Annotated in this window: 1 pseudogene; it reads left to right on the top strand. The window is 67.1% G+C overall.

What is annotated here, in order from left to right:
• Window positions 1–782, top strand: a pseudogene (locus QMK34_RS47605) (IS5 family transposase); the annotation flags it as partial.

Below are 782 nucleotides of genomic sequence, written 5' to 3'. Positions count from 1 at the left end.
AACAGGTTCGGTGATCATCGGTTGATGCTGGAGGGAATCGGGTGGCGGTTCCGCTCGGGCTGTCCGTGGCGGGACCTGCCCACCGATTTCGGGCCGTGGCAGACGGTGTGGAAACGGCATCATCGGTGGTCCTTGGACGGCACCTATGACGACATGTTCGCCCAGGTCGCTGCCGTGTTCGGGGTCGATACCGACATGGCTGAGGGCATCGAGAGGCTGTTGTCGGTGGATTCGACGAGCGCGCGGGCGTATCAGCATTCCGCGGGCGCACGGTCCGACACGCTCGCCTCAGGGGGCTCTGGCGAGTTGCAAGAAAGCCGCCGGTGAACCGTCCGACCACGTGATCGGCCGTTCGCGGGGCGGGCTGACCACGAAGATCCACGCTCTGACCGACCAGCGGGAGGCCCCGGTCGGGATCCGGTTGACCGCAGGCCAAGCTGGTGACAACCCCCAGCTGGTGCCGTTGCTCGACGACGACGCCGAGAGGCGCCGGGCCGTGGGCGAGCCCGGCCGCGACTTCCGGCTGCTCGGCGACACGGCGTACTCGCATCCGAGCACGCGAACCACCTTGCGGGCCAAGAAGATCAAGCACACCATCCCCGAGCGCACAGACCAGATCGCCCGACGGAAGGCCACAGGATCGGCCGGAGGCCGACCACCCGCGTTCGACCCCGCGCTTTACGGCCTGCGCAACACCGTCGAACGCGGCTTCAACCGACTCAAACAATGGCGCGGCATCGCAACCCGCTACGACAAATACGCGCTCACCTACCTCGGCGGTG

Origin of the sequence: Amycolatopsis sp. H20-H5 (genome assembly GCF_035828755.1) — a bacterium.
In the GTDB taxonomy this organism is placed as follows: Bacteria; Actinomycetota; Actinomycetes; order Mycobacteriales; family Pseudonocardiaceae; genus Amycolatopsis.
This window is presented reverse-complemented; position numbering and strand designations above follow the sequence as displayed.